Raw genomic sequence first — 25,061 nt, 5'->3', positions numbered from 1 at the left:
GGGTCGTAGGCTTCGATGCGTGCAGAGATGGCGAGGGCTCGACGACGTTCCAGCCGACTGGGGCCGCTGCGTACTCACGATCGGCGTCTTCGACGGTGTTCATCGTGGGCACGCGCAATTGATCAGCCGTGCGGTGAAGTCGGCGAGCGAACGCGGAATTCCCAGTGTGCTCATGACTTTCGATCCGCACCCGATGGAGGTCGTGCGCCCGGGCAGTCACCCGGCTCAGCTGACGACGCTCCGGCGGCGTTCCGAGCTGGCGGAGGAGTTGGGCATCGACGTGTTCTGCGTCGTCCCGTTCACCGCCGAGTTCATGAAGCTGAGCCCCGAGCAGTACGCCCACGAGATCCTTGTGGAGCGGTTGCACGTCGCCGAGGTCGTGGTGGGGGAGAACTTCACCTTCGGCCGCAAGGCGGCGGGGACGGTGGACCTGCTGCGGAAGATCGGGTCGCGGTTCGGGTTCGCCGTGGACGGGGTCAGCCTGGTGGCCGAGCACGCTGTGACGTTCTCCTCGACGTACATCCGCTCCTGTGTCGACGCAGGTGACGTCACCGCCGCGGCGGAGGCGCTCGGTCGTCCGCACCGAGTCGAGGGTGTGGTCGTGCACGGTGAGCGCCGTGGTCGCGACCTGGGCTTCCCGACAGCCAACATCTCACCGCCGGAGCATGCCGCGATCCCCGCCGACGGCGTGTACGCGGCATGGTTCACGGTGCTGGCGCAGGACGCTGTCGAGGGCTCGCTGGAGCCCGGGACGAGGTACATGGCGGCTGTGTCGGTGGGGACGAATCCGACGTTCTCCGGCCGGGTGCGCACCGTGGAGGCGTACGTCCTCGACGCCAGTGCGGACCTGTACGGACAGCACGTCGCGGTCGACTTCGTCCGGCGACTGCGGGGGATGGAGAAGTTCGACTCGGTGGAGTCGCTGGTCGCGCAGATGGGCCGGGACGTCGACGTCACCCGTGAGCTGCTCGAACGCGCCGAGGTCATCGACTGACCGCAGGTCGGGACCGCGGTCTCGCCCGCCCGTCGGGGACCGGAATCGTTCCTGGTAGGATGTTTTCCCGGTGTGTGCTGCGGTCTGCGGCGGCCACGCCACCCTGACGCGAGTGCATCCGCCTCGCACCCCGGGATCTCATCGCGCGGACATCAGTAACAGGAGTGACAGTGGCGCTGACCACCGAAGAGAAGAAGGCCGTCCTCTCCGAGTACGGGCTGCACGAGACCGACACCGGTTCGCCGGAGGCGCAGGTTGCGCTGCTGACCAAGCGGATCGTCGGGCTCACCGAGCACCTGAAGACGCACAAGCACGATCACCACTCCCGCCGCGGCCTGCTGCTGCTGGTCGGACGTCGTCGTCGTCTGCTCAAGTACGTCCAGAAGGTCGACATCGCGCGTTACCGTTCGCTCATCGAGCGTCTGGGCCTGCGCCGATAAGTAATTCGACGGCCCGGGTGTGTGCGCGACACAGCGCACCGATCCGGACGTGAACATCCCGGTAGCCAACGAGGCGAGTGCTTAGACTGACCTCGTTGGCTACCGGTGTTTGCCGGGTGGAACGGCTCCAAGCGTGAGCTGATCCACCGGGCAAACCGGTTCCATCGCGAACCATCGGATCCACGAGGGATCCCGCCGTACGTACCTGCAGTAGTGGCAGTCGGTCCTCGGTAGTGGCCACTCGGACGATCACCCACGACGGGCGATCTGCGATTGGCTTCGATCGATGGCCGCCTCCGCGAAAGAGGGAGCACCCGGCAGGTGCGCGTGACCGCCAGGAGGGCGGCCACGGCCATGCGGATACGGCGAAGACGAGAGGGAGAGAAGAAAAAGACATGACCGCAAACACCGCAGTCGAGGTCGACGAGGGCGTCTTCGAGTCGACCGCCGTCATCGACAACGGGTCCTACGGAACCCGCACCATTCGTTTCGAGACCGGCCGCCTCGCTCAGCAGGCCGCCGGCGCCGTCGTCGCCTACCTCGACGACGAGACCATGCTGCTGTCGGCCACCACGGCCAGCAAGCACCCCAAGGAGCACTTCGACTTCTTCCCCCTGACGGTGGACGTCGAGGAGCGTATGTACGCCGCGGGCCGTATCCCCGGCTCGTTCTTCCGTCGTGAGGGCCGCCCCTCCACCGACGCCATCCTGACCTGCCGCCTGATCGACCGGCCGCTGCGCCCGTCGTTCGTCGACGGCCTGCGCAACGAGATCCAGGTCGTCGTGACGGTCCTGAGCCTCGACCCGAAGGACCTGTACGACGTCGTCGCGATCAACGCCGCGTCGGCATCCACCCAGATCGCCGGCCTGCCGTTCTCCGGCCCGGTCGGTGGCGTGCGCGTCGCGCTGATCACCTCGGACGAGAACAAGGCCGGCCAGTGGGTCGCGTTCCCGACGGTCGAGCAGCTCGAGAACGCCGTCTTCGACATGGTCGTCGCGGGCCGCGTCGTCGAGTCCGGTGACGTCGCGATCATGATGGTCGAGGCCGAGGCCACCGACAACGTCATCGCATTGATCGACGGTGGCGCGCAGGCGCCGACCGAGGCGATCGTTGCCGAGGGCCTCGAGGCCGCGAAGCCGTTCATCGCCCGCCTGTGCGAGGCACAGCAGGCGCTCGCCGCCGCGTCCTCGAAGCCCACCGGCGAGTACCCGGTGTTCCCGGCCTACCAGGCCGACGTATACGCCGCCGTCGAGGCCGCTGCCACCGAGAAGCTGTCGGCGGCGCTGACCATCGCCGGTAAGCAGGAGCGCGACGACAAGACCGACGAGGTCAAGGTCGAGGTTCTCGAGCAGGTCGCCCCGCAGTTCGAAGGTCGCGAGAAGGAGATCGGCGCGGCGTTCCGCTCGCTGACCAAGAAGCTGGTCCGTCAGCGGATCCTCAAGGACCACTTCCGGATCGACGGCCGTGGCATCACCGACATCCGGTCGCTCTCGGCCGAGGTCGCCGTGATTCCGCGGGCCCACGGCTCCGCGCTGTTCGAGCGCGGCGAGACCCAGATCATGGGTGTCACCACGCTCGACATGGTGAAGATGGCGCAGCAGGTCGACTCGCTCGGTCCCGAGACCAGCAAGCGCTACATGCACCACTACAACTTCCCGCCGTACTCCACCGGTGAGACCGGCCGCGTCGGCTCGCCGAAGCGCCGCGAGATCGGCCACGGCGCACTCGCCGAGCGCGCCCTGATGCCGGTCCTGCCGAGCCAGGAGGAGTTCCCGTACGCGATCCGTCAGGTCTCCGAGGCGTTGGGCTCCAACGGCTCCACCTCGATGGGCTCGGTGTGCGCCTCGACCCTGTCGCTGCTGAACGCCGGTGTCCCGCTGAAGGCCCCGGTCGCCGGTATCGCGATGGGCCTCGTCTCCGACGAGGTCGACGGCGAGACCCGCTACGTCGCGCTGACCGACATCCTCGGTGCCGAGGACGCCTTCGGTGACATGGACTTCAAGGTCGCGGGCACGAAGGACTTCGTCACGGCCCTGCAGCTCGACACGAAGCTCGACGGCATCCCGTCGAAGGTTCTGGCCGGCGCGCTGTCGCAGGCGCACGACGCCCGCACCACCATCCTCGAGGTGATGGCCGAGGCGATCGATGCTCCGGACGAGATGAGCCCGTACGCACCGCGCATCACCACCATCAAGGTCCCCGTGGACAAGATCGGCGAGGTCATCGGCCCCAAGGGCAAGATGATCAACTCGATCACCGAGGAGACCGGTGCCAACATCTCCATCGAGGACGACGGTACGGTGTACGTCGGTGCCGCGGACGGCCCGTCCGCGCAGGCTGCGATCGACAAGATCAACGCCATCGCCAACCCGCAGCTGCCCAAGGTGGGCGAGCGTTTCCTGGGCACGGTCGTCAAGACCACCGCCTTCGGCGCATTCGTCTCGCTGCTCCCGGGCCGCGACGGACTGGTGCACATCTCGAAGCTGGGCAACGGCAAGCGGATCAACAAGGTCGAGGACGTCGTCAGTGTCGGCAGCAAGCTCCGTGTGGAGATCGCCGACATCGACAACCGCGGCAAGATCTCGCTGGTTCCCGTCGAGGAGGAGGGTGCGGCGGCTGCGCCGACCGAGACCGAGGCGGACGCCTGACGCGTCGTTTCGTCAGCTCTTCCGATGCCCCCGGCCGTTCGGCCGGGGGCATCGGCGTTACCGGGGCGATCGACGAAGTGTCTTTCCGGTGACGTGATCGGAACGTTGTGATCGGTGGCGTGTTCCGCCCTGCAGTTGAAGATGATCAGTGATTAGCTGGTGCAGTGAACTCAGGAACACCTGTTTTCGACAAGTCCGCCCAGGTGAGAAACCTGGCTCTGGCCACCTGGACGTCGACGATCTGTTTCTGGGCCTGGAACATGATCGGTCCGATGTCGACGACTTACGCCGACCGCATCGACCTCAGCAGTTCCCAGGCGTCGATGCTGGTCGCCACTCCGATTCTGGTCGGGTCGCTCGGCCGGATCGTGACCGGTCCACTCACCGACCGTTATGGCGGCAAAGCGCTCTTCATCTTCGTGTCGCTCGCGTCGATCATTCCGGTCCTCGCTGTCGGATTCTCCGCACAGGCGGACTCGTACGTCGGTCTGCTGGTGTCGGGCTTCCTGCTCGGCATCGCAGGCACCGTGTTCGCGATCGGTATCCCGTTCGCGAAATCCTGGTACGAGGCGAGCCGGCACGGATTCGCAACGGGCGTCTTCGGCGCGGGCATGGTGGGTACGGCGCTCTCGGCGTTCTTCACCCCCCGATTCGTGCGCTGGTTCGGACTGATCCCGACGCACCTGATCATCGCGGTGGCCCTGGCGGCCACGGCGGGTCTGTGCGTCGCACTGATGAAGGACTCGCCGGGATTCACCCCCAACACGGACCCCGTTGTTCCGAAACTGGTTGCGGCGTCGAAACTCCGGGTCACCTGGGAGATGTCGTTCCTCTACGCCATCGTGTTCGGTGGATTCGTGGCGTTCAGCAATTACCTGCCGACCTACATCAAGACGGTCTACGACTTCTCGGCGGTCGACGCCGGTACCCGCACAGCCGCGTTCGCGCTCGCTGCCGTCATCGCCCGTCCGATCGGCGGCGCGCTGTCGGACAGGATCGCACCGAAGTGGGTGGTGCTCACCTCGCTCGGAGGCACCGGAGTGCTCGCGTTGGTCGAGATTCTGCAGCCGCCGCCCGACTTCTGGTCAGGACTGACCTTCACTCTGCTGGCGGTGTTCCTGGGGATCGGCACCGGCGGTGTGTTCGCCTGGGTGGCGAAGCGTTCACCCGCTTCCAATGTCGGTAGCGTCACCGGAATCGTCGCCGCCGCAGGTGGTCTGGGCGGCTACTTCCCGCCGCTCGTGATGGGTGCGACGTACGACCAGGCGGACAACGACTACACGGTCGGTCTCGTCCTGCTGGCGATCACCGCTGGTGTGGCATTCCTCTACACCGCGTTCAAACTTCATGCCCGCGAACCTGATTCAGTGGGTGTGGCTCCGAAATAGCTCCACCAAACGAGTAGCGAGCGCATCGGGCGCTGAGGAGGCGACGTGACGGCCAATGTTCCGACCACAGGAGGCGCGGTCGAGGACGTGCTGCTGCGAAGCGGGAGGTTCTTCACTCCCGGGCAGTTCTCACCCGACCGCCGCACCGTGACCCGCAACGGTGGCCGCGAGGGCGACATCTTCTACCGTGACCGGTGGAGCCACGACAAGGTGGTTCGCTCGACGCACGGCGTGAACTGCACGGGTTCGTGCTCGTGGAAGATCTATGTCAAGGACGGGATCATCACCTGGGAGACCCAGGAGACCGACTATCCGTCGGTGGGTCCGGACCGTCCCGAGTACGAGCCGCGCGGATGTCCGCGCGGTGCCGCCTTCTCGTGGTACACGTACTCGCCGACACGAGTGCGGTACCCGTACGCCCGCGGTGTTCTCGTGGAGTTGTACCGCGAGGCGAAGGCTCGGCTCCGCGATCCGGTGCTCGCCTGGGCGGACATCCAGGGCGATCCCGAGCGCCGGCGCCGCTACCAGCGGGCCCGCGGCAAGGGTGGACTCGTCCGGGTGACGTGGGACGAGGCCACCGAGATGATTGCGGCGGCACACGTCCACACCATCAAGGAATACGGGCCCGACCGGATCGCCGGGTTCTCGCCGATCCCGGCGATGTCGATGATCTCCTTCGCCGCCGGTTCGCGCTTCGTCGAACTCATCGGTGGGGTCATGACCTCGTTCTACGACTGGTACGCCGACCTTCCCGTTGCCTCGCCTCAGGTGTTCGGCGACCAGACCGACGTGCCCGAGTCGGGTGACTGGTGGGATGCGAGCTACGTGATCGTCTGGGGATCGAACGTTCCGGTCACGCGCACACCGGATGCCCATTGGTTGGCAGAGGTGCGATACCGCGGCGCCAAGGGTGTGACCGTCAGCCCCGACTACGCGGACAACACCAAGTTCGCCGACGAGTGGATGCCCTGCGCGGCGGGTACCGACGGGGCGATGGCGATGGCGATGGGGCACGTCATCCTGTCGGAGTTCTTCGTGAAGACTCGGGAACCGTTCTTCGTCGACTACGTGCAGCGATACACCGACCTGCCGTTTCTGGTCAAGCTGGAGGAGCGCGACGGCCGACTCGTCCCCGGAAAGAACCTCACCGCCGCGGATCTCGGTGAGGACGTCGAGCATGCTGCGTTCAAACCGGTCCTCATCGACGGTGCGACGGACCGGCCGGCCGTTCCGCACGGTTCGCTCGGATTCCGGTTCGGCGCGGAGGGCATGGGGAAGTGGAACCTGGACCTCGAGGATCTGGTGCCTGCGCTGACCGCGGCCCCGGCGGACGGCTCCGGCGGTGCGGGCCAGGGCGACGTCGCGGCCGTGACGTTCCCGCGCTTCGACACCGTCGACGGTAGCGGTGAAGTCATCGAACGCGGTGTTCCCGTTCGGACCGTCGCGGGGCACCGGGTGTGCACGGTGTTCGATCTGATGCTCGCGCAGTACGGAGTGCACCGCGACGGCCTGCCCGGCGAATGGCCGACCGGGTACGACGACGTGGGCTCGCTCTACACGCCCGCCTGGCAGGAACCGATCACCAGTGTTTCCGCTGCTCAGGTGATCCGGATCGCGAAGGAGTTCGCGGTCAACGCGATCGAGTCGGGTGGTCGATCGATGATCATCATGGGGGCGGGAATCTGCCAGTGGTTTCACGGCGACGCCACCTATCGCGCCATCCTGAGCCTGCTCCTGCTGACCGGCTCGATGGGCCGTAACGGTGGTGGCTGGGCGCACTACGTCGGCCAGGAGAAGTGCCGCCCGGTCACCGGATGGGCGACCGTCGCGATGGGTAGCGACTGGAGTCGGCCGCCGCGCCAGATGGCGGGCACCTCCTACTGGTACGCGCACACCGACCAGTGGCGCTACGACGGTTATCGCGCCGATGCGCTGGCGAGCCCCACCGGACGCGGCCTGTTCGCCGGCAGGCACACGATGGACGTGATGGCCTCCGCGGTGGCGATGGGTTGGACGCCCTTCTTCCCGCAGTTCGACCGGTCCAGCCTCGATGTCGCCGAGGAGGCGATGGCCGCGGGGGTCGACGTCCCGCAGCACGTCGCCCAGCAGTTGGCGTCCGGGGAGTTGTCGCTGGCCGTGACCGATCCCGACAATCCACGGAACTGGCCGCGAGTACTCAGCGTGTGGCGGGCGAACCTGCTCGGGTCGTCGAGCAAGGGCAACGAGTACTTCCTCAAGCATCTGCTGGGCACCTCGTCGAATCTGCAGGCCGAGCCGACGCGGGAGAATCTGCGGCCCAACGATGTCGAATGGCCCGAGGAGATCCCGGAAGGCAAGCTCGACCTGGTGATGTCGATCGACTTCCGGATGACGTCGACGACGCTGCTGTCGGACGTCGTGTTGCCGGCCGCGACGTGGTACGAGAAGCAGGATCTGTCGAGCACGGACATGCACCCGTACATTCATGCGTTCACCGCGGCGATCGACCCGCCCTGGGAGACGAAGTCGGACTTCGACGCATTCGCGGCGATCGCGAAGGCGTTCTCGGCCCAGGCCCGGACGCATCTCGGTACCCGGACCGATGTCGTGCTCGGCACACTTCAACACGACACTCCCGGCGCGATGGCGTATCCCGGTGGTACCGAATCGGATTGGCGCACCACCGGCGAGGTTCCCGTGCCGGGCAAGACGATGGGTCCGCTCGTCGTGGTGGAGCGGGACTACGGCTCGATCGCCGAGAAGTGGTCGGCGCTGGGTCCTCTGGTCGAGAAGGCGGGGCTGGTGACGAAGGGAGTCACGTTCCACCCCGACGAGGAGGTCGTCGAGCTCGCGGAGAAGCACGGTGTGATGAGTTCCGGTGCGGCCGCGGGCCGTCCGGCGCTCGATACCGCCGAGAAGATGTGTGAGGCGGTGCTGCGGCTGTCGGGCACCTCCAACGGCAGACTCGCCGTCGAAGGATTCCGACAGCTCGAGCAACGCACCGGGCGGCGTCTCGTCCACCTGGCCGAGGGCAGCGAGGAGCGCCGCATCACCTTCGCGGACACCCAGGCGAGGCCGGTCCCGGTGATCACCAGTCCGGAGTGGTCGGGCAGCGAGACCGGCGGCAGGCGGTACGCGCCGTTCACGGTGAACATCGAGGAGCTCAAGCCCTTCCACACCCTCACCGGGCGCATGCACTTCTTCCTCGACCACGACTGGATGGAGGAACTCGGCGAGCAGTTGCCGATCTACCGGCCGCCGCTGGACATGGCGAAGCTGTTCGAGGAACCCCACGTCGGTGAGATGCGTGACGGAATCGGTTTGACCGTGCGCTACCTGACGCCGCACAGCAAGTGGTCGATCCACTCCGAATACCAGGACAACCTGTTCATGCTGTCGCTGTCGCGGGGTGGCCCGACCATGTGGATGAGTCCTGCAGATGCGGCGAAGATCTCGGTGAAGGACAACGACTGGATCGAGGCGGTGAACCGCAACGGTGTCGTCGTGTGCAGGGCCGTCGTCTCGCATCGCATGCCCGAGGGCGTCGTGTACGTCTACCACGCGCAGGAACGCACCATCGACGTTCCGAAGTCCGAGACGACCGGCAGTCGCGGCGGCATCCACAACTCGCTGACGCGGTTGCTGATCAAGCCGACCCACCTCGCCGGCGGCTACGCCCAGACGTCGTGGGCGTGGAACTACCTCGGCCCGACCGGAAACCAGCGCGACGAGGTTACGGTGGTGCGCCGTCGTGGCCAGGAGGTGACGTACTGATGAGCACCAGCTCCGACGGAATCGGTGAGGCGAGGTCGCGATGAAGGTCATGGCGCAGATGGCGATGGTGATGAACCTCGACAAGTGCATCGGGTGCCACACCTGTTCGGTGACGTGCAAGCAGGCGTGGACCAACAGGTCCGGTACCGAGTACGTGTGGTTCAACAACGTCGAAACCCGTCCGGGACAGGGATATCCGAGGACATACGAGGATCAGGAACGCTGGCGAGGCGGTTGGGTTCGCGACTCGAAGGGGCGGTTGCGGCTCAAGGACGGTGGCCGGCTCAAGAAGTTGTCGCGGATCTTCTCGAACCCGAAGATGCCCGCGATCCAGGACTACTACGAACCGTGGACGTACGACTACGAGAATCTGACGAACGCTCCGCTCGGTGACGACATCCCGGTGGCGCCGCCCCGAAGCCTCATCACGGGCAAACCGATGAAAGTCGAGTGGTCGGCGAACTGGGACGACGACCTCGGCGGATCGCCGGAGATCCTCGCCGACGACCCGGTGCTCAAGAAGGTCAGCGAGCAGGTGAAACTCGAACTCGAGCAGACGTTCATGTTCTACCTGCCGCGTATCTGCGAACACTGTATGAACCCTGCTTGCGTCGCGTCCTGCCCGTCGGGGGCGATGTACAAGCGGGTCGAGGACGGCATCGTCCTCGTCGATCAGGACAAGTGCCGCGGCTGGCGGATGTGCGTGTCGGGTTGCCCGTACAAGAAGGTGTACTTCAATCACAAGACCGGCAAGGCCGAGAAGTGCACTTTCTGCTATCCGCGCGTCGAGGTCGGGTTGCCGACCGTGTGCGCCGAGACGTGCGTCGGCCGGTTGCGCTACATCGGGTTGATCCTGTACGACGCCGACAAGGTGCTCGAGGCGGCGTCGGTCGAGGACGACAAGGACCTCTACGAGGCACAGTTGGAGACCCTGCTCGACCCCAACGACCCGCACGTCATCGCAGCTGCACACACCGCGGGAATCTCCGACACCTGGATCGAGGCAGCGCAGAAGTCTCCGATCCACGCGCTCATCAAGGAGTTCCGGGTGGCGCTGCCACTGCATCCGGAATACCGGACGATGCCGATGGTCTGGTACGTCCCGCCGCTGTCACCCGTCGTGGATGCCGTCAGCCGGGACGGTCACGACGGTGAGGACCTCGGCAACATCTTCGGCGCGCTGGAGTCGCTGCGCATCCCGATCGAGTATCTGGCCGAGTTGTTCACGGCGGGGGACACCGATGTCGTCGGCGGGGTGCTGCGCAAGCTCGCTGCGATGCGGTCGTACATGCGTGACATCAACCTCGGGCGAACGCCACAGGAACACATTCCTGCGGCGGTCGGCATGACGGAGGAACAGATCTACGAGATGTACCGCCTCCTCGCGATCGCGAAGTACGAAGAGAGGTACGTCATTCCGTCGGCGTACGCGGCCGAGGCGCACGGGCTCGAGGAGACCGTCACCGAATGCGCCCTCGACTTCGAGGGTGGCCCGGGCCTGTACGACCAGGGATCGGGACCGTTCGGGGAGGCCAGCGGAACGCCGGTGCCGGTGGCGGTCGAGACGTTCCACGCGCTGCGGCAGCGGCAGACCAGCGAGGCCATGGGAGCCAACGAGCAGAGCCCGTCGCGTGTCAACCTGTTGAACTGGGACGGCAAGGGTGCTCCCGACGGGATGTTCCCGGGCGGTCGGCGATGAAGCTGCTCCGTCGTCCGGCGCGGGGAGGCGACGCCCGGACGACCCGCGACCGCCGGATCGTCTGGCAGGCGGCGTCGCTCCTGCTCGCGTACCCGGACGGCGGGCGCCACGATCGCCTGGCCACGGTCGACGAGCTGCTCGCGCACCTGCCCGACGAGGCGGCGGCGCCCTTGCACGTCGCGGTCCGGAGGCTGCGCGAGCAGCCGGACCTCGATGCGGCCACCGCCTATGTCGAGACGTTCGACATGCGGCGGAAGACGACACTGCTGTTGACGTACTGGACGGACGGGGACACCCGCAACCGCGGCACTGCCATCCTCGTGTTCGCCGACACCTACCGCGCGGCGGGCGCATCACCCCCGGACGGCGAGTCCGCGGACCATCTCGCGGTGGTCCTGGAATTCGCCGCCACCGTCGACCCGGACAGCGGTGGTCGGCTGCTCGCCGCGAACCGGATGGCGATCGACATGCTGCACGAGCAGCTGAGCGCCTCGGGGTCACCGTTCGCGGGCGTTCTCGGTGCGGTGGCGGCCACGCTGCCGCCCGCCAGTGAACTCGAGCGCAGGCGGGCGCGTGAACTCGCGCTGTCCGGTCCTCCTGCCGAATCCGTTGGCCTGCAACCGTTCACGCTGACCGTGCCGCCGCGCCGGGGCCAGAGCACACGATCCGAAGGAGCGCAGTGACATGTCGGCAGGCAGCGTCTACTGGGACGTCATCCCGTACGTGGCACTCGCGATCCTGATCGTCGGGACGTGGTGGCGCTACCGCTACGACAAGTTCGGGTGGACGACCCGCTCGTCGCAGTTGTACGAGAGCAGGCTGCTCCGCATCGGCAGCCCGCTGTTCCACTTCGGCATACTCGTCGTGATCATCGGTCACATCATCGGTCTCGTGATCCCGGAGTCGTGGACCGAGGCCGTCGGGATCAGCGAGCACATGTACCACTGGGGTGCGGCGATTCCCGGCGTCATTGCCGGTGTGGCAACGCTGATCGGCGTCGGCCTGCTGATCTACCGCCGCCGTGCGACGGGCCCCGTCTTCACCGCCACCACCGGCAACGACAAGATCATGTACGTGGTTCTGACCGCGGCGATCGTCACCGGCCTGGCGACGACCACGATCGGCGCCTTCGAGGGCAACGAGGCCCACAACTACCGCGAGACGGTGTCACCGTGGTTCCGGTCCATCTGGTACTTCCAGCCCGAGGGTCACTTGATGACGGAGGCGCCCGCGTCGTTCCAGATCCACATCACCATCGCGTTGGTGCTGTTCGCGCTCTGGCCGTTCACCCGCCTCGTGCACGCCTTCAGTGCACCGTTCGCGTACCTGTTCCGCCCGTACATCGTGTACCGCAACCGCGACACGGCCGGCAAGGGCGAACTCGTCGGCTCGCAACCGCACCGGCGCGGGTGGTGACCCGGGCCTGTACTGTTTGGTCTTCGACCGACAACCTCAGAGCAACGACCGAGGACCGCTGAACCACTACATGGCCGCCACCGCACGCACCCGCACGACCACTGCACCGAAGACCGCGACCGCGCCGTCTGTCGCGTCCCAGGGCTCAGCCGCATCGAAGCGACGGGTCCGCGCTCCGCGGTCCATGGTTCGCCGCACCGTCCTGCCCGGCGGGCTGCGAGTGGTCACCGAGCACATGCCGGGTGTGCGCTCGGCGTCCGTCGGAGTGTGGGTGGGCGTCGGTTCCCGCGACGAGCAGCCCTCGGTCGCCGGGGCCGCGCACTTCCTCGAGCACCTGTTGTTCAAGGCCACGCCGACCCGGACCGCGCTGGACATCGCGCAGGTCGTCGACGGCATCGGCGGCGAGCTCAACGCCTTCACCTCACGCGAGCACACCTGTTTCTACGCGCACGTTCTCGACGAGGACCTGCCGCTGGCGATCGACATCGTCAGCGACGTCGTGCTGCGCGGCAAGTGCCGCAGCGCCGACGTCGACGTCGAACGCCAGGTCGTGCTCGAAGAGATCGCGATGCGCGACGACGACCCCGAGGACATGCTCGGCGACGAATTTCTCACCGCGTTGTTCGGCGACCACCCCGTGGGCCGGCCGGTGATCGGGTCGACCGAGTCGATCGAGGCGATGACCCGCACCCAGCTGCATTCCTTCCACGTCCGCCGGTACACGCCGCAGCGGATGGTGGTCGCGGTCGCGGGCAACGTCGATCACGACGACACCGTCGAGCTCGTCCGGCGCGCGTTCGACGGGCACCTGATCGGCGACGCCGAGCCGGCGCCGCGCCGCGAGGGGCGGCTGCGGAGCCGGACGGCGCCCGCACTGACCGTCCTCGAGCGGGACAGCGAGCAGGCGCACCTGTGCGTCGGCGTGCGCGGTCTCGGCAGGTACGAGGGTCACCGTTGGGCACTTTCGGTGCTCAACACCGCGGTCGGCGGGGGCCTGTCGTCGCGGCTGTTCCAGGAGATCCGTGAAGAGCGCGGGCTGGCCTACTCGGTGTACTCCAGCGTCGACACGTTCGCCGACACCGGCGCGTTCTCCGTGTACGCCGGATGTCAGCCGGAGAACCTCGCCGACGTCACGACCCTGATCCGCGAGGTGCTCGCGCAGGTCGCGTCCAACGGCATCACCGATGCCGAGGTCGCCCGCGCGAAGGGCTCGATCCGCGGTGGAATGGTTCTCGGCCTGGAGGATTCGAGCTCACGGATGCACCGCATCGGCCGTCAGGAACTGAGCTACGGCAGTCACCGGAGCATCTCCGAGACGCTGCGCCGGATCGACTCCGTCACCACCGACGACGTGCGTGACGTCGCCGCGATGCTGCTGAACCGTCCGTTCGCCGCGTCCGTGGTCGGCCCGTACCGGCGCACCAGGGACCTGCCCGCGGTGGTGCGGGGAATCGTCTGATGACGGTGAGCGGCAGTCGCGTCCGGTCCTGGCGGGTGGTCCCGTTCCTGGTCGTGTTCGCGGTGACGCTCGTGATGCTGTTCTCGCCGGGCAGCACCGTGCCGAGCGGTCCGCCGAACTCGGACAAGGTGACGCACTTGCTGATGTTCGTGGCACTGGTCGTCGCGGCCCGGTTCGCGGGCTTCCGGACGCGCTGGGTGCTGCTGGGCGCACTGGTGTACGCGGCGGTGTCCGAGGTGTTGCAGGCGATCCTGCCGATCCAGCGAAGCGGATCGCTGTGGGACTGGGCTGCAGACGCGGTGGGGGTGATCGTCGGCCTCGGCCTGGTCGCGGCATGGCGGGTGAAGAACACGACGTCGGCGGCCGTCGACTGATCCTGGAGGTGTGCGATGCGTATTCGTGGTGCGGTGCTCGAGGAGATCGGGCGGTCCCGCCCTTTCGCGGAGTCGTTGCCGATCACGATCTCGGATCTCGACCTGGACGGTCCCCGTCACGGCGAGTTGCTGGTGCGCATCGAGGCGGCGGGCCTGTGCCACTCGGACCTGTCGGTCGTCGACGGCAACCGGGTGCGGCCGGTTCCGATGCTGCTGGGGCACGAGGCGGCTGGGCGTGTGGAGGCCGTCGGTGACGGTGTCGCCGACATCGCCGTCGGGCAACGCGTAGTGATGACCTTCCTCCCACGCTGCGGTGACTGTGCGGGCTGCGCGACGGACGGCCGGATGCCGTGCAGCACAGGAGGTGTCGCCAACAACGAGGGCGTGCTGCTCGCAGGTGGGCGACGCCTGCGGCGCGACGGTACGGAGGTGCACCACCACCTCGGGGTGTCCGGGTTCGCGACGCACGCGGTCGTCGACCGGCGTTCGGTGGTCGCGGTCGACGACGACGTGCCCGCGGACGTCGCCGCAGTGCTGGGATGTGCGGTCCTCACCGGGGGAGGCGCGGTGCTCAACGCAGCCCGCACCGCGCCCGGTGACTCGATCATGGTGGTCGGGCTCGGCGGCGTCGGGATGGCGGCGCTGCTGACCGCGGTCTCGCTCGGTCACGGCGAGGTGGTCGGAGTCGACGCGATGCCGGAGAAGCTCTCCACCGCGGTCGAACTGGGGGCCACCGCGGTGTACACGCCGGCGGAACTCGTCGACCTCGGTGTGCGAGCCGACCTCGTGGTGGAGGCCGCGGGCAACGCGCGGGCCTTCGAAACGGCCGTCGCGGCGACCGCGCCCGGTGGAACCACCGTCACCGTCGGTCTGCCGAACCCGCAGGCACGCTCGGAGATCTCGCCGCTGACACTGGTGGCGGAGGCCCGCACCATCGTCGGCAGCTACCTCGGATCCGCACTGCCGTCCCGCGACATCCCGCGCTACGCACAGATGTGGCGCGAGGGCACTTTGCCCGTCGAGAAGCTGATCTCGTCACGCATCACACTCGACGAGATCAACCGGGGGATGGACGAACTCGCGGACGGCAACGCGCTGCGTCAGGTGATCCTGTTCGACTGACGTCGGTGCGGGCGGCGGCGAGTCCTCGTCACCGCCCGGCACCGATGCGGTCGCTCAGGCTCCGAACAGTGACGCGAGCGAACCGAAGTCGAGCGATTCGAGCGACCCGCCGCCGGTCACGGGCGGGTTGCAGCCGGTGACCGTGACGGTGTGCCACTGGCGGTCGCCGAGCCACTCGGGTGTTCCGGTCTCCGTCTGGCCGTTGTTCCCGGGCGGACCCAGGACGATGCGGTAGTCGACCTTGTGGGTGTCGGCTTCCGGGTTGGGCAGCGGCGGGTTCCACTCGGCGTTGATGTTCTTCAGGTCCTGGACGTAGGTGGCCGACACCGGGGCACGGTCGGAGACCATCGTGCGGTTCTCGGGCGTGTTCTCGCCCGCGCCGCCGTCCGGCCAACTCGGCAGCTCCGACTTCGAGGACATGTTCGGGGTGCCGGTTCGCCAGACGGGGAAGCCGACGCCGATGTCACGGCCCTCTTCGTCGTCGATGCGCCAGTCGATCGTGTATGTCGTGACGTTCGTCTGGTTCTCGATGGTGAACTCGGCCTTGCAATCGCCGAGGTCGGTCGCCCAGAACTGGACCGGTCCGGTGCGCTGACCGTTGTCCACCTCCTGTGCTCCGGCGGGTGCCTGGGCGGACAGTGCCAGGACCGTTCCGGCGGCCACGGCAAACGCAGCCGACACCCGCAACCGAGTTTTCGCGATCAGTGCATTCATGGTGTGTCTCCTCATCGTCCCCCGGCTGCGGAGGGTAATCCGACAGGCGGGGCGCGACCGCCGGAACGACGAACTTGCCCTGCATTGCCGGCGGCCGCGAGAAGGGTGCGTCGGGTGGTCCGGCGGTGGCGTGCGGTCATCCGGTCAGGGTGACGCCTCGGCTCTGTCGATGCGGCACACTCTGCTCGAGACCGGTCCACGCGCGTCCGGTCCGGAGAGGGTGACGATGCTGCTCGTACCGGACAATCAGCGGCGAACGCTGGACGAACTCGACGACCGCCTCGACCTCGGGGTCGGTGACCGCCGCGCCAAACAGTCCGCGTTCTGGGTGATGCTGACACTCGCCGGCGTGATCGCCGTCGCTGGTGTCGTGAGCGACTCCACCGCGACCGTGATCGGTGCGATGATCGTTGCGCCGCTGTCGACGCCGATCCTCGGTATCGGCCTCGGCGTCACGACCGGTCGCGGGGCGCTGATCCGGCGCAGCACCCTGTACGTCTGCGGCGGCATCGTGGTGGTGGTGGTTCTCGGTGCGGTGGTCGCGCAGTTGTTGCCGAATCCGACCAACGTGTTGTCGAATTCACAGGTCACCGGGCGGACATCGCCGACGCTGATGGACCTGCTCGCCGCGATCGCCACCGGATTCGCCGGGGCCATTGCCATCACCCGTCGCGACGTCGGTGACGTTCTGCCGGGTGTCGCGATCGCGATCTCGTTGGTGCCGCCGCTCGGCGTGGTCGGGGTGTGTCTCGGTTCCGGTGCCCCCTCGCTGGCGGTGGGCGCATTCGTCCTGTTCGCGTCCAATGTGGTGGCGATGGTGTTCACCGCAATGGTGGTGCTGTTCGTCGCCGGCTACGGGCACGAGTCCGACCCCGGTCGGGCGCGGACCTACTTGGCGCTGGGTGTCGCGGCATGCGCCGTCATCGTGCCGATGGTCGTCAACTCGCTGTCCTCGGTGTGGGCGAGGCAGGTGTTCGAGGCGACGCAGGACTGGCTGTCGAATACGCCCGACGCCGAGGTCGTGGACGTTCAGTGGCAGAGCGACACCGCCACCGTGACCATCCTCGGCCCCACCGAGCTGCCACCGATCGAGGACCTGCAGCGGACCGTGAACGACCTTGTGCCGGGGGACCCGACGCTGCAGATCGTGCACACGGTGGGTGGACGGTACGACGCCGGACGTTGACGGCTTCGCCGCGCGCCCGTGGTGGATCGTCGGTCACGCCGGCTGCGGCGTCCGAATCGGTTCGTGAGTCGGGATCCGGGGCTGCGTCGATGCCGTGGCCGCGGGTGACGTCGCACCGAACTCCTGTTTCAGGAACGATTCCGCGGAGTCGTCCATGATGTTCATCCATCTGTCCGGGAGCGGTGGTGCGACGTTCCCGGTGAGCGTCGAAACGTAACTACAGTTCCGATAGCCCATGATGTCGTTCTTCTTGTCCTTCTTCCACTGCTTGAAAAGCTCGCCCTGCTTTTCCACGTGGAATTCTGGATAATCTGTCCGATCCACCAGGTCGCGAATATATGCTGCTTGGAAATCGATTTCCTGAATCGGTCCGTCGAGGAGTTCTTCGCGAGCGCACCATTCGTCGACGTCGGCTTCGCGTGATGCGTGATCCGGCAATTCGACACGGCCGAGGATCACATCGCGTACGTACCATGCCTGGGCGTCGAACATGTTGAACGTGAAGTACTGGTCCTGCATGCCGAGGAAGAACAACTGGGGATTCTCCTGCGAGACGACACCCTTGTAGATGCCGCGGGGGTACAGACGGTTGTCGGTCGTCAGTGTCAGCGCATCCGAGAGGAAAGGGAAGTGGTGCTGGTAGCCGGTGCACAGGATGATCGCGTCGACGTCCCTGCTGCTGCCGTCTGCGAAGTGCGCGGTGCTGCCGTCCACGCCGGTCAGCAGCGGAACCTCGGACAGTCCGGTGGGCCAGGTGTGTCCCATCGGTGCGGTCCGGTAGCTGAACGTGACCTCGGCGGCACCGTATTTGTGGCACTGGGTACCGATGTCCTCCGCGGAGTAGCTGCTGCCGACGAGGAGGAGTCTCTTGCCGGTGAACTCGCGAGCGTCCCGAAAGTCGTGGGCGTGCAGCACTCGACCCGGGAAGTCTTCCAATCCATCGAAATACGGCACATTCGGCGTCGAGAAATGGCCGGTTGCGACGATGACGTAGTCGAACGACTCGGTCCGGCGGGTGCCGGCACGGTGATCGACAGCGGTCACGTCGAAGTGTCCCGTGCCGGTCCCGTCACCGGACTCGATCCATTCGACCTGTCGTACCGCGGTGTCGAAACGGATGTACTTACGGGCGTCGCTCTGGTCGACGCGGCCCATGATGTAGTCGTGGAGGACGGCCCGTGGCGGGTACGACGGGATTGGCCTGCCGAAGTGCTCCTCGAACGAGTAGTCAGCGAACTCGAGACATTCCTTCGGGCCGTTGGACCACAGGAATCGATACATGCTTCCGTGCACCGGCTCGCCGTGTTGATCGAGTCCGGTGCGCCACGTGTAGTTCCACATTCCACCGAGATCGCTCTGCTTCTCGTAGCAGACGATGTGCGGCATCGGCCCGGGATCCGACTTGTGTGCGGATTCGAATGCCCTCAATTGTGCGAGACCACTCGGACCGGCTCCCAAAATCGCGATCCTTGGCGTCAATTTTATCCCCTATTTCTCGAATGAACTTTGCTCCTGCCTATCACAGTGAATGGTGTCGAGGCCAATTTCGTGCGGGTCTTCCGCGGCGTCGGGTGGTGATTTCAGGCGCGAATGCACGGTCCCACGTGCGTGTATGTCGATCGTGTGACGATGCCCGAATCATCCGGGTTCGGATGTCCGCCGTCGTGGTGGCGTGCGACCGTTCTCCGTTGACCGGAGGCCGCTCGAACCCCGCTCGAACCAGGTCCGGACGAGATCAGCAGCCCTGTTGCCTCACGCCCCCCGAAGGGCCGCTGTCGTGGGTCCTGATCGTGCGGCGCTCGCGACGACCCTTCGCGGTCGGATCCGCCGATTGCGTAGGCTCTGGACCGGGCCACGCGGTTGTCGCTGGCACCGGCAGGAACACGATCGGACGGAGTGAGATCAAGTGACGGTGATTCGGGTCGGAGTCCTGGGTGCCAAGGGCAAGGTGGGCCGCGCGATCTGTGAGGCCGTCGAGGCTGCATCGGACCTCGAACTCGTCGCGCAGGTCGACGCGGGCGATCCGATCGAGACGTTCGTCGACACCCGTACCGAGGTCGTCGTCGACTTCACCAGCCCCGCCGTCGTCATGCCGAACCTCGAGTTCCTCGTCGCGAACGGGATTCACGCCGTCGTCGGCACCACCGGCTTCGACGACGAGCGGCTCGCGCAGGTGCGTGGCTGGCTGGCCGCGCGGCCCGAGACCGGTGTGCTCATCGCCCCGAACTTCGCGATCGGTGCGGTGCTGTCGATGCGGTTCGCCGCGCAGGCGGCCCGCTTCTTCGATTCCGTCGAGGTTATCGAACTGCACCACCCGAACAAGGTCGACGCGCCGTCCGGCACTGCGTACCGCACGGCCGCGCTGATCGCGGAGGCCCGCGCTGCGGCCGGCCGAGGGCCGAGTCCCGACGCCACCACCGACGAACTCGACGGCGCCCGCGGAGCCGACGTCGACGGCGTGCGGGTGCACTCCGTTCGCCTCGCGGGCCTCGTCGCCCATCAGGAGGTGCTGCTCGGGACGCAGGGTGAGACGCTGACCATCCGCCACGACTCCCTCGACCGGAACTCCTTCGCGCCGGGCGTCCTCCTCGGTGTTCGTGAGATCGCCGGGCGTCCCGGCCTCACGCTCGGACTCGATCCGCTCCTCGACCTGTGAGCGACGGTGCCGTGAGCGAATCCAAGGGCACCTCGACGAAGGTCGTCGCGACCATCGTCGGCATCGTCGTCGCGCTGAGCGTCTACTTCGTCCTGCTCGGTCAGCGCGGCATCTCGCTGATCCAGGACGGAGGCGCCGTTCCGGTCGTTCTGGGCATCGCCGTCCTCGTCCTCCCGATCCTCGGTGTGTGGATGGTGTGGTCGACGATCCGATCCGGCTTCCAGCACCAGCATCTCGTGTCCAGGGCACAGGAGGAGGGCCGCGACCTCGACGTGTCCGACCTCCCGAAGATGCCGTCCGGGCGCGTGCAGCGCGATGCGGCGGATGCACTGTTCACCGAGGTGAAGGCCGAATGGGAGGCCGACCCCGACAACTGGGTCACCAACTACCGGCTCGCGCGCGCCTACGACTACGCCGGCGACCGGTCGCGGGCCCGCGAGATCATGAAGCGCGCAGTCGCACTGGAGGCCGTGGACGGGGAGCGCTAGGCGCGCTCCTTCCCACTGCGCCGGACCGGCGGCCATACTGGTCATGGCGCCCACACGCGAACGGCCGGGCAACATCCGAAGTCCTTCCTTCTGGTGGGAGAGACGTTGATCGCGGAGTGGCTGCGGCACGACCCGTCGCTCGCGCGCACACGTCGAGCCCGGCGACTTGTCCTCGTCCTGTCGATCCTGGCGACGGGACTGACGGGATGTGGTGGGTCGGACGACGTTCCACCGGCCCCGCCGAGTACACGGCTCACGGAGACGATCCCGAAGGCGATGGACGAGGCTTCGGTTCCCGGGGCGATCGTCGGCATATGGCAGGACGGCGCCGAGCCGTACCTGCAGGCGTTCGGTGTGCGCGACACGGCCACCGGCGAGGCCATGTCGACGGACCTGTTCATGCGTGTCGGCAGCGTGACCAAGACCTTCACCACCACCGCCGTCCTGCAACTCGTCGACCAGGGCGAGGTCGGCCTCGACGATCCGATCGACGCCTACGTGCCGGGCGTCCCCAACGGCGAGGCGATCACCATCCGTCACCTGGCCGCCATGCGCAGTGGCCTCCCCGACTACGGGGAGGTGGTGATCCCGGCGCTCCCGAGTCAGCCGCAACGCCAGTGGACGCCCCAGGAGTTGCTCGAGATCGGTTTCGGCAGCCCACCGCTGTTTCCGCCGGGCACCGCGTTCGACTACTCGAACACCAACACCGCGCTCTTGGGCCTCGTCGTCGAGAAGGCGTCCGGTCGGCCGCTGGACGAATACATCGCGGAACACATCACCGGGCCCGAGGGACTCGACCGAACAACGGTCGGTGACACCGCGGCCTTTCCGTCACCGCACGCCAGGGGATACACACGAACATCCGACGGGTCGACGGTAGACGCGACGGACTGGAACCCGTCCTGGGGCTACGGCGCGGGAAACATGATCTCCACAGTCGGCGATCTGAGCGACTGGGCGCGGGTCCTGACCGACGGAACCCTGCTCACACCGGCCACCCAGCGAGAACGGGAACAGTTCCTGCCTGCGCCGTCCGAGGGTGCGGGGTCGCTGTACGGCCTCGGCGTCGAGTACCAGAACGGCTGGATCGGCCACAACGGAAACATCGTCGGCTACCAGGCGTATGCGTATCGACTTCCCGACGAGGGCACGACGATGGTGGTGCTGGTCAATTCGAACGTCGACCCGCTGGGCGTGTGGAATCTCGTCACCGAGATCGTGGGCATCGTCAGCCCCGACCACCCGTGGCCGGGGCCTCCGTTGTAGACACGGTCGGACGGGCCGGAGGTTCGCATCCGGAACGGTGGAGCGGTAGCCGTAGGCTGCCTGTCGTGACCGCCGACATCCCCACCCTCCTCGTCGTCCACCACACGCCGTCACCGCCGACTCGTGAACTGCTCGAGGCGGTCCTGGCGGGCGCGAACGACCCCGACATCGAGGGTGTCGAGATCCGGATGGTCCCCGCGCTCGGCGCTACGGTCCCGGACATGTTGTCCGCGAAGGGATTTCTCTTCGGGACGACCGCGAACTTCGGCTACATGTCCGGGGCGCTCAAGCACTTCTTCGACACGGTGTACTACCCGTGCCTCGACGCCGTGGCCGGGCTGCCGTACGGACTGTGGGTGCACGGCAACAACGACACCGCCGGAGCGGTGAACGCGGTACAGAAGATCGTGACCGGTCTCGCACTGACCCAGGCCGCGGAGGCGGTCGAGATCACGGGCGGGGTGGATGCCGCTGCCCGGGAGCGTTGCTACGAACTGGGTGCGACGCTCGCGGTGACCGTCGCGGGCTGACCGACCCCGGTGTGCGCCGTGACCGCCGGGCCGATCCAGCGCGACAGGTAACCGCGGAGGTCGTCCCCCGTCCGCGGTGGATCGCCTGGGTCGACGACGTACGACTGGATGACCCGCAGTACGAACTCGACGAGCTCGTCCATCGCCGTGTCGTCGAAGCCGGCGGACCGCCAGTCGACGGGCAGGTTGTCGAGCATCGCCCGCGCGAAGCCGCGTGCGACACCCGACGTGATGCCCGCCGAGAAGCGTCCGTGCTGCGCCGGGTCGATGAGCAGGTGCATCGGCCTGCGGTCGGGGAGCAGTTCCAGGGTGTGTGCAACGGCGGTGACGACCGCCTCGGTGGGACGGTCCTCGCCTCCGACGAGAGTGCGCACGGTGTCGAGGAACTCGGTGGCTGCTGCGGTCGCGGCGGCCATGAGCAGCGCGTCGGTGCCGTCGAAGTAGCGGTACACAGTCTGTCTCGTCACGCCGAGCAGTCTCGCGACGTCTGCGACCGTGATGTCGGTTCCACGTTGCTCCACGACGGTGAGAGCAGCGGAGACGATCCGGGCGACGGCCTCGTCGTCCGACTGTGGGGGTGATCCCGCCCAGCCGTGTGTCCTCATCGCAGGCCTGCCATGGGTCCGGAGTCTAACGGGGGCGGTACGGCTCGATCCCGATGTCACTCAAAACGGCCATACACAAGTTGTTCAGATGTATGGTCCACGTCACGGCGACACGTCTGCCGTTGCCCGAGGTTGTTCTGGTGTGCCCCGACGCCGATGGAGGTTCGATGAGCGGAAGTGGACCGGCCGACACCGCGACGGTGACCGGTGGCCGATTGCCCGGGACGCCGCGGGAGGTGACGCCCGAGTGGCTCGGCAGCGTGCTTGCTGCGACCGACGACCAGGTGATCGTCGACGCAGTCGAGATCACGCCGGTCGGAACCGGACAGACCGCGGCGACCTACCACCTCGCGGTCCGGTACCGACGTCGCGGCGCGGGCCTCCCGGACACCTTCGTACTCAAGCTGCCCTCACAGGACCTGACGGTCCGCGACAGGGTGGCGCTCGGCTACCGGTCGGAGCACGCGTTCTACACGGGGGTCGCGGAGTCGACGGAGATCCCCGTGCCCCGGTGCTTCCACTGCGAGATCGCCGACGAGGGAAGAGAATTCGTGCTGCTGCTCGAGGATCTCGCGCCCGCGACACAGGGCGACCAGATCCGCGGCTGCGGATTGGCCGACGCCCTGCTGGCCGTCGAGGCGCTGGCCGGGCTGCACGGTCCAGGCTGGTGTGATCCGAAGTGGGCCGAGTTCACCGGCACCGTCATGCCGAAGCCGGCTGACGCGGCGGCGGCCACCGGACTCGGCGACGTCACGAAACTGGCGACCGCCACCACCGTCGAGAAGCTCGCGGGACGGCTGAGCGCCGACGATGTGGCGACGCTGCAGGAGGCCGCGGATCTCGTCGGTGCCTGGTTGATGCTGGAGCCCGACCGCTTCGGCATCCTGCACGGCGACTACCGCCTCGACAACCTGATGTTCCACCCCGACGGTGACCGACTGACCGTCGTCGACTGGCAGACGACGGCCGTCGGTATGCCCGCCCGGGACCTCGCGTACTTCATCGGGACCAGTTTCGAGCCGGCCGTGCGCGCGGAGTACGAACGTGAACTCGTCGACGCCTACCACCGGGCGCTGACCGAGCACGGCGTTGTCGGCTACCCGGCTGACGAATGCTGGGACGACTACCGGATCTCCGTACTGCAGATGCCGATGATCACCACCCTCGGCTTCGCGTTCGCCGCATCCACCGAACGCGGCGACGACATGATCGTGACGATGCTCGAGCGGGGCTGCGCGGCCATCCGCGACCTCGGTTCCCTCGACCTGATCCGAGGCCGGCTGTGAGCGCGGCGCGAACCTACGGCGAGCTGGGGTGCTACCTCCTGGGTGGCCAGCCCCGTTCCGCGCGGGACATTCTCGACGAGGTGTCGGACGCCGAGCGTCTCGGACTGGGTACCGCGTTCATCTCCGAGCGGTACAACAAGAAGGAGATCGCGGCGCTGTCGGGTGCGGCCGCTGCTGCGAGCTCGAGCATCCAGTTGTGCACCGGCGCGACCAATCACAACACCCGACACCCGATGGTGACGGCAGGGATGACCAGGACCCTGCGCGACCTCACCGGTGGACGGTTCACCCTCGGAATCGGGCGGGGGGTGCCGATTCTGCAGGGCGCGTACGGGATTCCCCCGATCACCACCGCGCAGATGGCGGACTTCGCGCAGATCATGCGGCGACTGTTCCGAGGTGAGGTGATCGTCGGCCACGACGGTCCCGCGGGCAGCTACCCGGTACTCCACCTCGATGCGACGCTCGACGAGTACCTCCCCCTCGCTCTGGTCGCGTTCGGACCCAACACCCTCGAGCTGGGGGGACGGATGTTCGACGAGGTCATCCTGCACACCTACTTCACGGACGAGACCACGAAGCGGTGCGTCGAGTTGGTCAAGTCCGCGGCAGAGGAGGCGGGACGTGACCCGGATGCCGTCAAGGTGTGGGCGTGCCTCGCCACGGTCGGGGACCACGTTTCCGAGGTCGACCGGTTGCGGAAGACCGTCGGCCGGCTCGGGACCTATCTGCAGGGTTACGGGCAGTTGCTCGTCGACACCAACGGATGGGACCCCGCGGTGCTGCAGAGCTTCCTGTCGGACCCCGTGATCAGCACCGTCGCCGGTCTCGACGTCGTCGGCACCGTCGACCAACTCGAGCATGCCGCGACGCTGCTCCCCGACGAGTGGCTCTCGTATGCGGCGACCGGCACTCCGGCGCAGTGCGTGACGGCGATCCGGCACCAGTTCGACCTGGGCTGCGACGGCGTCATCCTGCACGGGTCGACCCCCGCGGAGCTCGACCCGATTGTCGCGGAGTACGCGCGGGGACGATGA

At 67.2% G+C, this 25,061-nt stretch carries 21 protein-coding genes; 18 read left to right on the top strand and 3 right to left on the bottom strand.

Going from position 1 to position 25,061, the window contains the following annotated elements; genetic code table 11:
• The first annotated feature begins 19 nt into the window (after positions 1-19).
• From ACFSJG_RS18405 to ACFSJG_RS18355, 11 genes are all read left to right on the top strand, one after another.
• Complete coding sequence (locus ACFSJG_RS18405) at positions 20-994, top strand: bifunctional riboflavin kinase/FAD synthetase (RefSeq protein WP_378486674.1); 975 nt, start codon at positions 20-22, stop codon at positions 992-994.
• Between the two features lie 170 nt (positions 995-1,164).
• Positions 1,165-1,434 (top strand): 30S ribosomal protein S15, encoded by a 270-nt coding sequence (rpsO, locus tag ACFSJG_RS18400; RefSeq protein ID WP_007533317.1) that lies wholly within the window; start codon positions 1,165-1,167, stop codon positions 1,432-1,434.
• A gap of 395 nt (positions 1,435-1,829) precedes the next feature.
• Positions 1,830-4,082 carry a polyribonucleotide nucleotidyltransferase gene (locus tag ACFSJG_RS18395; protein WP_378486673.1) on the top strand — a complete coding sequence of 751 codons (2,253 nt, stop codon included), beginning with the start codon at positions 1,830-1,832 and terminating at the stop codon, positions 4,080-4,082.
• A gap of 164 nt (positions 4,083-4,246) precedes the next feature.
• Positions 4,247-5,470 (top strand): nitrate/nitrite transporter, encoded by a 1,224-nt coding sequence (locus ACFSJG_RS18390; RefSeq protein WP_378486672.1) that lies wholly within the window; start codon positions 4,247-4,249, stop codon positions 5,468-5,470.
• A 45-nt stretch (positions 5,471-5,515) separates the two neighbouring features.
• Positions 5,516-9,223, top strand: coding sequence for a nitrate reductase subunit alpha (locus tag ACFSJG_RS18385; protein ID WP_378486671.1), 3,708 nt, complete (start codon positions 5,516-5,518; stop codon positions 9,221-9,223).
• 40 nt (positions 9,224-9,263) lie between these two features.
• Complete coding sequence (gene narH / locus ACFSJG_RS18380; RefSeq protein WP_378486670.1) at positions 9,264-10,922, top strand: nitrate reductase subunit beta; 1,659 nt, start codon at positions 9,264-9,266, stop codon at positions 10,920-10,922.
• Positions 10,919-11,605: a nitrate reductase molybdenum cofactor assembly chaperone gene (narJ, locus tag ACFSJG_RS18375; RefSeq protein ID WP_378486669.1), complete on the top strand. Its 687-nt coding sequence runs from the start codon at positions 10,919-10,921 to the stop codon at positions 11,603-11,605. Before narH ends, narJ begins: the two co-directional genes overlap by 4 nt.
• A 1-nt stretch (position 11,606) precedes the next feature.
• Positions 11,607-12,338 carry a respiratory nitrate reductase subunit gamma gene (narI, locus tag ACFSJG_RS18370; RefSeq protein WP_378486668.1) on the top strand — a complete coding sequence of 244 codons (732 nt, stop codon included), beginning with the start codon at positions 11,607-11,609 and terminating at the stop codon, positions 12,336-12,338.
• A gap of 184 nt (positions 12,339-12,522) precedes the next feature.
• On the top strand, positions 12,523-13,797 hold the full coding sequence (locus ACFSJG_RS18365; RefSeq protein ID WP_378486868.1) for a M16 family metallopeptidase: 1,275 nt from the start codon (positions 12,523-12,525) through the stop codon (positions 13,795-13,797).
• Positions 13,797-14,171 carry a VanZ family protein gene (locus tag ACFSJG_RS18360; RefSeq protein ID WP_378486667.1) on the top strand — a complete coding sequence of 125 codons (375 nt, stop codon included), beginning with the start codon at positions 13,797-13,799 and terminating at the stop codon, positions 14,169-14,171. Before ACFSJG_RS18365 ends, ACFSJG_RS18360 begins: the two co-directional genes overlap by 1 nt.
• 15 nt (positions 14,172-14,186) lie before the next feature.
• Positions 14,187-15,293, top strand: a complete 1,107-nt coding sequence (locus tag ACFSJG_RS18355; protein WP_378486666.1) for an alcohol dehydrogenase catalytic domain-containing protein — start codon at positions 14,187-14,189, stop codon at positions 15,291-15,293.
• 54 nt (positions 15,294-15,347) lie between these two features.
• Here the strand turns inward: ACFSJG_RS18355 and ACFSJG_RS18350 are convergent, their stop codons facing one another.
• On the bottom strand, positions 15,348-16,007 hold the full coding sequence (locus ACFSJG_RS18350; RefSeq protein ID WP_378486665.1) for a hypothetical protein: 660 nt from the start codon (positions 16,005-16,007) through the stop codon (positions 15,348-15,350).
• Between the two features lie 226 nt (positions 16,008-16,233).
• Here ACFSJG_RS18350 and ACFSJG_RS18345 point away from each other — a divergent pair, with 226 nt between their 5' ends.
• Complete coding sequence (locus ACFSJG_RS18345) at positions 16,234-17,193, top strand: TIGR00341 family protein (protein WP_378486867.1); 960 nt, start codon at positions 16,234-16,236, stop codon at positions 17,191-17,193.
• Positions 17,194-17,226: 33 nt separating this feature from the next.
• On the opposite strand, the gene ACFSJG_RS18340 is transcribed toward ACFSJG_RS18345, so the two are convergent.
• Complete coding sequence (locus tag ACFSJG_RS18340; protein ID WP_378486664.1) at positions 17,227-18,621, bottom strand: NAD(P)-binding domain-containing protein; 1,395 nt, start codon at positions 18,619-18,621, stop codon at positions 17,227-17,229.
• Positions 18,622-19,105: 484 nt separating this feature from the next.
• Here ACFSJG_RS18340 and dapB point away from each other — a divergent pair, with 484 nt between their 5' ends.
• The 4 genes from dapB to ACFSJG_RS18320 all read left to right on the top strand — a co-directional run bounded on the left by dapB (position 19,106) and on the right by ACFSJG_RS18320 (position 22,133).
• Positions 19,106-19,849, top strand: coding sequence for a 4-hydroxy-tetrahydrodipicolinate reductase (gene dapB, locus ACFSJG_RS18335; RefSeq protein ID WP_378486866.1), 744 nt, complete (start codon positions 19,106-19,108; stop codon positions 19,847-19,849).
• A gap of 11 nt (positions 19,850-19,860) precedes the next feature.
• A complete protein-coding gene (locus ACFSJG_RS18330; RefSeq protein WP_378486663.1) occupies positions 19,861-20,337 on the top strand; it encodes a tetratricopeptide repeat protein in 477 nt (158 codons plus the stop codon).
• 105 nt (positions 20,338-20,442) lie between these two features.
• On the top strand, positions 20,443-21,603 hold the full coding sequence (locus ACFSJG_RS18325; protein ID WP_378486865.1) for a serine hydrolase domain-containing protein: 1,161 nt from the start codon (positions 20,443-20,445) through the stop codon (positions 21,601-21,603).
• Positions 21,604-21,680: 77 nt separating this feature from the next.
• Positions 21,681-22,133: a flavodoxin family protein gene (locus ACFSJG_RS18320; protein WP_378486864.1), complete on the top strand. Its 453-nt coding sequence runs from the start codon at positions 21,681-21,683 to the stop codon at positions 22,131-22,133.
• Here the strand turns inward: ACFSJG_RS18320 and ACFSJG_RS18315 are convergent.
• A complete protein-coding gene (locus ACFSJG_RS18315; RefSeq protein WP_378486662.1) occupies positions 22,091-22,738 on the bottom strand; it encodes a TetR/AcrR family transcriptional regulator in 648 nt (215 codons plus the stop codon). The genes ACFSJG_RS18320 and ACFSJG_RS18315 overlap by 43 nt on opposite strands.
• Before the next feature lie 167 nt (positions 22,739-22,905).
• Here ACFSJG_RS18315 and ACFSJG_RS18310 point away from each other — a divergent pair, with 167 nt between their 5' ends.
• Both ACFSJG_RS18310 and ACFSJG_RS18305 read left to right on the top strand, forming a co-directional pair.
• Positions 22,906-24,024, top strand: coding sequence for a phosphotransferase family protein (locus ACFSJG_RS18310; protein WP_378486661.1), 1,119 nt, complete (start codon positions 22,906-22,908; stop codon positions 24,022-24,024).
• Positions 24,021-25,061: a TIGR03857 family LLM class F420-dependent oxidoreductase gene (locus ACFSJG_RS18305; protein ID WP_378486660.1), complete on the top strand. Its 1,041-nt coding sequence runs from the start codon at positions 24,021-24,023 to the stop codon at positions 25,059-25,061. The genes ACFSJG_RS18310 and ACFSJG_RS18305 overlap by 4 nt, the downstream gene beginning before the upstream one ends.

This window comes from Rhodococcus gannanensis, from assembly GCF_042681175.1.
Lineage (GTDB): Bacteria > Actinomycetota > Actinomycetes > Mycobacteriales > Mycobacteriaceae > Rhodococcus_G > Rhodococcus_G gannanensis.
This window is presented reverse-complemented; position numbering and strand designations above follow the sequence as displayed.